The following is an 8,169-nucleotide window of genomic DNA, read 5'->3' on the forward strand; positions in this document are numbered from 1 at the left end:
AGGGAGCAGGGGAAGCAGAGGACTTCGGTTCTCTGCTTCTTCTGCGTTTCCGGGTGTGGGCGGGGGAAAAGACGGGCTCACACGGCACTGCGTGAACGGTTGGTCCCTGCACCGGGCGCTACCGTGCACCAGCCAACCGTCTTCTCCGTTCACGAAGTGCCGTTCACGCAGTGCCGTGTGAGAATGCAGTTCTCTGTTGCCATAACCGAGAGCGAACGGAATGCCTGAGCTTCCGGAGGTGGCGGTCTACATCGAGGCGCTGGAAACGCGCATCCTGGGGCAGACGCTCACGGGCATCCGCCTGGCCAACCCGTTCGTCCTGCGCACCGTGGACCCGCGTCCGGCGGATCTGGCGGGGCACGCCGTCACCGGCATCCGCAGGGTGGGGAAACGGATCGTGATGGAGCTGGAGGGCGGGTTCTTCATCGTCATCCACCTGATGGTCGCGGGCCGGTTCCGCTGGCTGGCGGCGGGGGCGAAGATCCCCGGCAAGATCGGCCTGGCCGCGTTCGACTTCGACAACGGCACGCTGGCGATGACGGAGGCGGGGACCAGGCGCCGCGCGTCCATCCACCTGCTGCGGGGCGACGAAGCCCTGCGCGCGCACGACCGCGGCGGCATCGAGGTGATGGAGGCGTCGCCGGAGCAGTTCCGCGAGGCGCTGGCCCGCGAGCGGCACACGCTCAAGCGGTCGCTGACGGATCCGCGGCTGTTCAGCGGCATCGGCAACGCGTACTCGGACGAGATCCTGCACCGCGCGCGGCTGTCGCCCCTGCAGCTTTCCACCAACCTGGACAACGACGAAGCCGCGCGGCTGTACGACGCCACGCGGTCCACCCTGCGCGACTGGATCGACCGGCTTCGGGCAAGATCAGGGGACCGATTCCCCGAGAAGCTGACGGCGTTCCAGGAGGGGATGGCCGTGCACGGGCGCTACGGGCAGCCGTGCCCGGACTGCGGCGCGCCCGTGCAGCGCATTGTCTACGCGGAGAACGAGACCCACTACTGCGCCCGCTGCCAGACGGGCGGCCGCCGCCTGGCGGACCGCGCCCTGTCGCGCCTGCTCAAGGACGACTGGCCGCGCTCCCTCGACGACGTGGAGTAGGATACGAACGATCGCGGGGCGGCAGAGGAAATCTGCCGCCCCGTGATGCGTTCAGCCCGTCACCGGATCAGGCGGAGATGGGGCCGAACGTCTTCCAGGTACCCGGCGTGCCCGCCGTCACGCACACCCATCCCACGAACCCGCTGGCGCTGGGCGAGCCGTTGAACAGCACGTCGCCGCGGCGCCAGGTGCCGGTGGTGGGGGCGGCGGCCGCGATGCCCAGGAACCGCCCGCCCAGCACGAGGGCGGTGGTGCTCTGGGTGCTGTTCAGCGCGTACGGCAGGGCGTTGTCGTGCGTGCTGCCGGCCGCCGGGCGAAAGTTGAAGCCCACGGGGAACCGCGAGTCCTCGGACACGCCCACCGTCCACCGCACGTTGAAGTAGTTGGTGGCCACGTCCACGAAGTCCGTGTCGAACGTGGTGTCCACGGCGCGGCCGTACAGGTAGATCACGTCCTGTCCGCCGCTGCCCGCGTCGTACGCCGCCGCGGGGACAAAGATGTAGCAGTCGCGGTACTCGATCCTGGGGTTGGTGTTGAAGATCATGTGGTCCACCGGCGCCGTGTGCTCGCCGATGATGCGACAGTTCTCGAACACGATCTTCTGCGACTGGTTGCCCGTGATCATCCGGCTGGTGCCCCGGATGTCCACGCCCTCGTACCGCGTGTCGACGGACGCGTGCTTGGCGGCGTCGCCCGTGGTGGAGATGCCGGCGTCCAGCGAGCGGCCCCGCAGCTGGATGAGTCCGTTGATCACCCGGCCGCGCTTGTTCTGGAACGCGAAGCCGTAGCCGCTCGTGGACGGGTTGGTGGCGCCCACGTCGATCACGCAGTCCAGCAGCGTGGTGCCGTCGTGATAGCTGCTGGAGATGACGTCCGCGAACTGGATGCCCAGGTTGCCCGTGGTGCGGTGGCGGACGATGAGGATCTCGCCCGTGTCCACGTCAACGATCAGCGGGTCGTTGGTGGCGGAGTCGTTGGGCTCGATGTCGATGCCGCACCACGGCGAGTGCCCGCCGTACGGGCTGGTGGTGTAGGCGGCGTCCAGGAAGCCGGCGTAGCCGTCGCTGCAGTCCAGCAGGGTGAGCCCGCGCACCTGGATGATGGCAAAGTTGCACCGGCCCGCGAACTCCGCCCGGCATCCGCGCGCCGTCACGCGGCGGCAGGCGCGCTTGACGCCGCGATAGGGATCGCCCTCCGGGCGCGTCGGGCTGTACTGGCCGTTGTTGCTGAACCGGAAGTTGTCGCTGGGGGCGTGGTGCGCGTACACGCCGTCCAGCAGCACGTCCGTGCACGATTCCAGCCGCAGGCAGCTGTTGGCCTGGTTCTCCACGACGCTCGCGTCGCGCGTCATCTGGTCCACGTTGCCGTCGATCTCCAGCCCGTGGATGGCCAAGCCCGCGCAGTCGCGAAAGAGGAACGGGCAGATCTGCAGCTCGTTGGAGAGCGACGCCTGTCCCGCCGGCGTGTTGGAGGCCTGCGACGTCCGGTGAAACGCGCCGAACATGTCGATGCGCGCCCCGTGGGCCACGATGCGCAGGCCCCGCGCGTTGAGCCACTCGATGTTGCCGGGATCGCTGCCGCCGGGCCCCGACACGTAGCCCGGGCCGGCCACGATGCGGGCACGGTTGATGGTGTACGTGCCCGGCGGGATCACGAGCGTGCCGCCGCGGCCGTTGAAGAACGCGGCCGCGCCGCGCAGGGCCGTCTCCGCGTCGAACACGCCGGTGCTGCTCCAGCCGCCAAAGCGCTGGCTCAGGAGGGAGTACGTCGCGGGGCCGTCTTCCATGATGGGAATCTGCACCGCGGGGAGCAGGGTGCTGGACGGCAGGACCTTGTCGGCGTTGACGACGGTGGTGGGAATGGGCATGCGGGTCTCCCCTGGCCTGGAGGTGTGCCGGCGGCGGCACGGTGCCGCCGATCCGGTGTCGCGCGGCGTGCCGCCCGACACCGAAAATATACCGAAAATAAGGCCGGCGGGAAACCGGAACTCCGTCTCCGTTCACCCGGATCAAGTCGCCGAATGGGGAGGACTTACGCGGTGTTGACGTGCCTGAAAAGAGAACGGGGTCAACGGCGCCGGGCGGCTGCCGTTGACCCCGTAATCGCGCGTGGAAGCGCAGTCAGTCCGCCGCGACCGCCTGGGGCTCGGCCGCGGGGCTGGACGCCGGCGCGGGCGCCGCGGACGGCGTGCGGCCGGGGTGCTTGAGCGCGGCGTGGGCGGCGGCCAGGCGCGCCACGGGCACGCGGTACGGCGAGCAGGACACGTAGTTGAGCCCCGCGCGGTGAAAGAACTCCACCGAGCGCGGGTCGCCGCCGTGCTCGCCGCACACGCCCGTCTTGAGCCCCGGGACCACCCCGCGTCCCAGGCGCGTGGCCAGCTCCACCAGCTGCCCCACGCCGTCCACGTCCAGCGTCTGGAACGGGTCGTCGGGGAGCACGCCGCCCTCCACGTACGACGGCAGGAACCGCCCCGCGTCGTCGCGCGACAGGCCGAACGTGGTCTGCGTGAGGTCGTTGGTGCCGAACGAGAAGAACTGCGCGTGCGCGGCGATGCGGTCCGCCGTGAGCGCCGCGCGGGGCAGCTCGATCATCGTCCCCACCAGGTAGTCCACCCGCGCGTCGCACTGGTAGAACACCTCCTCGGCCACCTGGTCGATGATCTCGCGCTGCCGGCGCAGCTCCTCGGCCGTGCCCACGAGCGGTACCATGATCTCCGGGCAGACGGTCACGCCCTGGGCCTGCACGTTCACGGCGGCCTCGAAGATGGCCTGCGCCTGCATCCAGGTGATGTCGGGGTAGCTGATGCCCAGGCGGCAGCCGCGGTGGCCCAGCATGGGGTTGGCCTCGTGGTGCGCGTCCACGCGGGCCCGCAGCTTGTCGGGGTTCTGCTTGAGCTTGCGGGCCAGGTCCTTGACCTCGGCGGCGCCGTGGGGCAGGAACTCGTGCAGCGGCGGGTCCAGCAGGCGGATGGTGACGGGCAGCCCGTCCATGGCCCGGAAGATCCCCTCGAAGTCCGCGCGCTGCATGGGCAGCAGCTTGGCCACGGCGATGGCCCGCGCGGCGCCCGTGTCGGCCAGGATCATCTCGCGGACGGCGTCGATGCGGTCGCCCTCGAAGAACATGTGCTCCGTGCGGCACAGCCCGATGCCCTCCGCGCCGAACCGCCGCGCCACGGCGCTGTCGTGGGGCGTGTCCGCGTTCGTCCGGACGCGCAGGGTGCGGTGCGCGTCGGCCCACTCCATCAGCCGGCGAAAGTCGTCCGTGGGCTCCGGCTCCACGGTGGGCACCTTGCCCAGGATCACCCGGCCCGTGGCGCCGTCCAGGGTGATCCAGTCGCCCTCGTGCACGACGGTGTCGCCCACCGTGAAGCGGCGGCGCGCCTCGTCCATCTGCAGCTCGCCGGCGCCGGCCACGCAGCACTTGCCCATGCCGCGCGCCACGACGGCCGCGTGCGACGTCATCCCGCCGCGCGCCGTGAGAATGCCCTGCGCGGCCACCATCCCGTGAAAGTCCTCGGGCGACGTCTCGCGGCGCACGAGGATGACGGGCTCGTGCGGCCCGCGCTCCGCCGCCTCGTCGGGGTTGAAGACCACCTGCCCGCTGGCCGCGCCGGGCGACGCCGGGAGGGCCGTCGTGAGCACGTGCACCTTGGCGTCGGGATCCACCATGGGGTGAAGGAGCTGGTCCAGCTGCTCCGGCTGCACCCGCAGCACGGCCTCTTCCGGCGACAGGCGCCCCTCGTCCACCATCTCCACGGCAATGCGGACGGCCGCGCGGCCCGTGCGCTTGGCGTTGCGCGTCTGCAGCAGGTACAGGCGCCCCTTTTCCACCGTGAACTCCAGGTCCTGCGCGTCGCGGTAGTGGTCCTCCAGCAGCCGCGCGGCCTGCAGCAGCTCCGTGTACGCGCCGGGAAGGGCCTGGGCCATGCCGTCGATGTGCAGCGGGTCGCGGATGCCGGCCACCACGTCCTCGCCCTGCGCGTTCACGAGGAACTCGCCGTACAGCCGCGGCTCGCCCGTGGACGGGTCGCGGGTGAACGCCACGCCCGTTCCCGAATCGTCGCCCATGTTGCCGAAGACCATGGAGCACACGTTGACGGCCGTGCCCAGGTCGTCGGAGATGCTGTTGATGCGGCGGTACGCCTTGGCGCGGGGCGTGTCCCACGAACCGAAGACGGCGTGGATGGCGCCCCACAGCTGGTCCTGCGGGTCCTCGGGAAAGTCCTTCTTCGTCCGCTCCTGCACGAGCGCCTTGAACTGGGCCGTGAGCGCCTGGAGGTCGTCGGCCGAGAGCTTCGTGTCCTCGCGGACGCCGCGGGCGTGCTTCATCTCGTCCATGCGGCGCTCGAAGAGGTCCGCGTGCACGCCCAGCACCACGTCGGCGTACATCTGCACGAAGCGCCGGTAGCTGTCCCAGGCAAAGCGCGGGTCGCCGCTTTCCTCGGCCAGGGCGGCGGCCGTCCGGTCGTTCAGGCCCAGGTTGAGGATGGTGTCCATCATCCCCGGCATGCTGAACGCGGCGCCGGAGCGCACGGAGACCAGCAGGGGAGACGACGACCCGCCGAACGTCTTGCCCGTGGCGCGCTCCAGGCGCTCCAGCGAGGCGGCCACCTGCTCGCGCAGCCCGTCGGGGTACGTGCCCGCGCGCAGGTACAGCCGGCAGACCTCGGTGGTGATGGTGAAGCCCGGGGGCACGGGAACGCCGATGCGGGCCATCTCCGCCAGGCCGGCGCCCTTGCCGCCCAGCAGGTCCTTCATCTCCTTGCTGCCTTCCGTCTCGCCGGCGCCAAAGAAGTAGACGTACCGGTCCGCCATGGGTGTCGTCGGGGCTCTGGTGTTGTCGTGATTGCTGGATCGGAAGCGTCCCGGAGCGGTGGGACGAGGGCGGGTACGGCAAATATGGCGCCGGGGGAAGTGCGTGAGTGCGAAAGTGCGAAAGTGCGAAAGGCGGATCGTGCCGTTACTCTCGCACGTTCGCACTTCGCACTTCGCACTCTCGCACTGCAGTTCCGGGCGTGTCCCTCCGCTGCGCTCCGGGCCGGGCTGCGCGCGCCGTAAGGCACGATACAACTGTGCCCAACGGCGCCGAGCCCGCTACGGAACGGGACAACGATACCCCTGTTGTCCCCTTCCTCCGCGTTCTCGGCCCTGCGGGCGCGCATCCCTCACGCGAACGGCGCCCGGCCCGCCGCGTCCGGCGCGCGACGGCCATGCACGAAGCCCCGCCCCGGGACGTCCGGGGCGGGGCTTTCCATGTACGGCGGCCGGCGGGTCAGTCCGCCGCGACGGAGATCGCGGTGGCGTTCACGTCGGCCGGGGGCAGGACGTTGTAGCGCGCGGAGAGGGATTCGCGCACCTCGCGGAACACCTTGAGGTTGCCCATCAGGTCGCCGCGCCACAGCTCGATGGTGGCCAGCGGGTACCAGTTGCATCCGCCGGGGCCCTCGGGCTTGTAGTCGATCTCGAAGATGAACTCGCTGCCGGCCGCGTCGGGGTGGCGGCGCAGCTCCGTCATGAAGAGGGCGTGCAGATGGCCCCTGTCCAGCACCTCGCGCATAACGCTGTCTCCGTCATTGTCGGTGCGGGAGCCGCCCGCGGAAGTGGGGGCGGTCACGGACGCTCGACCACCACCCACACGACCTCCGTGTGCGGGCGGTACGACATGGTGATGGTCACGTCCTTGGTGCGGTCGTCGGCAAAGCGAAAGCGGTAGCCGAACGTGGTGTCCAGGCTCCCGGCCTCCACGCCCTCCTCGAAGCGGCCCTGGAAGTCGCGCACGGCCGTGCACGGCGCGATCTCTCGAAAGAAGTTGCGTCCCACCACGTCCGCCCGGCTGAAGCGGGCCAGGCTGCTTTCGGTCTCGTTGTACTGCAGCACCGTTCCGTCGCGGTCCAGCTGGATCACGCCCACCGGCAGCTCGTCCAGCTCGTCCCGGGTAAGCGTGTCCAGCAGCTGGATCATCTCCGCGCGCGCCCTCGTCATCGTCCCTCCGCAGATCAGGTTCCCGCCCCTCCGTGCATGCGTGCGCAAAGATTGTACTAACCTTGTGCGTCGCGCAAGGAGCTGGCGGCCCTCACCCCGCTCGTTCCTCGCGGTCCTTTTCCCGCGAACTGCGCGGGAGAGGGCGTAGACTTCGACGGGTCGTGGCGCGGGTACGCCGGCACCCCGCCGGAGCGAATGAACCCGATTGAGGATCCGATCCGGTGTCGCCCCTCGAGCCGGAGCGGCTGAAGCCGCCGCAACGACAGCGGAAAGCCTCACAAACGGCGTGAGGCTTCAACGGCTGGAGCTCCGCTCCGGTGCACGGATCCGGACTGCACCGCCGCCTTCCTTGCGGAGATGCATGCCACACCGCCGGGTGGCGGCCTGCGTTGGCGGATGAAGCCTCGTTCGCATCGCGCGTCAGCGCGAGACGGGGCTTGTCGCTGTTCCAGCGGCGGGTTCACCCGCTCAGGCTGGGCCTCCGCTCATCCGGCCGATCTCCGTCCGCCGTTCCACCCGCGTACCCTCGTACCTTTCGCACTTTCGCACTTTCGCACTTTCGCACTCACGCACTTCCCCACTCACGCACTCACGCACTCACGCACTTCACCCCCTCCACGCCATTTCCCTTGCGTCGCGTACACTCCATTCGCATGTTCCGAAAAACGGCACGTGCAGCATCTCACGCCGGTCCCTCCCCTTCATGCCCACCGACTCCGCAGACCTCCTGCGCGATTCCGCGCGCCTGGCCGCCGTCCGCGCCACGCACCTGGCGGGCTCGCCCCCCGAAGAAGCCTTCGACCGGCTGACGCGGCTCGCCTCGCACCTGCTGGGCGCCCCCATCTCGTTGCTGTCGCTCATCGACGGCGAGCGGCAGTGGATCAAGAGCGCCGTGGGCGTGGACGCGGGCGCCGTGCCGGCCGCCATCCCCGTGGAGCGCTCCATCTGCAGCCGCGTGGCCGGCACGGGCGAGCCCCTGTGCATCGCCGACGTCGTGGACGACGCGCGCATCCCCGGCGACGCGGCCATGCGCGCGTGGGGCGTCCGCGCCTACGCCGGCGTCCCCCTCGTCTCGCCCGCGGG

6 protein-coding genes are annotated in these 8,169 nt (G+C 70.3%); 2 read left to right on the top strand and 4 right to left on the bottom strand.

All coding sequences use genetic code 11. The features are described 5' to 3' along the window. Positions 1-220 precede the first annotated feature (220 nt). The gene (locus tag VFZ20_RS17045; RefSeq protein WP_329685118.1) at positions 221-1,105 is read left to right on the top strand and encodes an Fpg/Nei family DNA glycosylase; all 885 of its coding nucleotides are present in this window, start codon (positions 221-223) and stop codon (positions 1,103-1,105) included. Between the two features lie 67 nt (positions 1,106-1,172). Here the strand turns inward: VFZ20_RS17045 and VFZ20_RS17050 are convergent, their stop codons facing one another. The 4 genes from VFZ20_RS17050 to VFZ20_RS17065 all read right to left on the bottom strand — a co-directional run bounded on the left by VFZ20_RS17050 (position 1,173) and on the right by VFZ20_RS17065 (position 7,086). Next, positions 1,173-2,972: a hypothetical protein gene (locus VFZ20_RS17050; protein WP_329685119.1), complete on the bottom strand. Its 1,800-nt coding sequence runs from the start codon at positions 2,970-2,972 to the stop codon at positions 1,173-1,175. A gap of 253 nt (positions 2,973-3,225) precedes the next feature. Next, positions 3,226-5,919 carry a pyruvate, phosphate dikinase gene (ppdK, locus tag VFZ20_RS17055; RefSeq protein WP_329685120.1) on the bottom strand — a complete coding sequence of 898 codons (2,694 nt, stop codon included), beginning with the start codon at positions 5,917-5,919 and terminating at the stop codon, positions 3,226-3,228. Between the two features lie 457 nt (positions 5,920-6,376). Then, entirely contained in the window at positions 6,377-6,661 is a 285-nt protein-coding gene (locus VFZ20_RS17060) for a hypothetical protein (protein ID WP_329685121.1), read from the bottom strand. 53 nt (positions 6,662-6,714) lie between these two features. Beyond that, on the bottom strand, positions 6,715-7,086 hold the full coding sequence (locus VFZ20_RS17065) for a PAS domain-containing protein (RefSeq protein ID WP_329685122.1): 372 nt from the start codon (positions 7,084-7,086) through the stop codon (positions 6,715-6,717). Positions 7,087-7,789: 703 nt separating this feature from the next. On the opposite strand from VFZ20_RS17065, the gene VFZ20_RS17070 reads away from it, so the two are divergent. Further along, a partial coding sequence (locus VFZ20_RS17070; RefSeq protein WP_329685123.1) for a GAF domain-containing protein occupies positions 7,790-8,169 on the top strand: 380 nt, incomplete at its 3' end.

Origin of the sequence: Longimicrobium sp., assembly GCF_036280135.1 — a bacterium.
Taxonomy (GTDB): Bacteria; Gemmatimonadota; Gemmatimonadetes; order Longimicrobiales; family Longimicrobiaceae; genus Longimicrobium.

Excerpts from the sequence above, each read along its gene's own strand:
- ppdK (WP_329685120.1), bottom strand. The coding sequence starts at position 5,919 with ATGGCGGACCGGTACGTCTACTTCTTTGGCGCCGGCGAGACGGAAGGC.
- VFZ20_RS17050 (WP_329685119.1), bottom strand. The coding sequence starts at position 2,972 with ATGCCCATTCCCACCACCGTCGTCAACGCCGACAAGGTCCTGCCGTCC.
- VFZ20_RS17060 (WP_329685121.1), bottom strand. The coding sequence starts at position 6,661 with ATGCGCGAGGTGCTGGACAGGGGCCATCTGCACGCCCTCTTCATGACG.
- VFZ20_RS17045 (WP_329685118.1), top strand. The coding sequence starts at position 221 with ATGCCTGAGCTTCCGGAGGTGGCGGTCTACATCGAGGCGCTGGAAACG.
- VFZ20_RS17065 (WP_329685122.1), bottom strand. The coding sequence starts at position 7,086 with ATGACGAGGGCGCGCGCGGAGATGATCCAGCTGCTGGACACGCTTACC.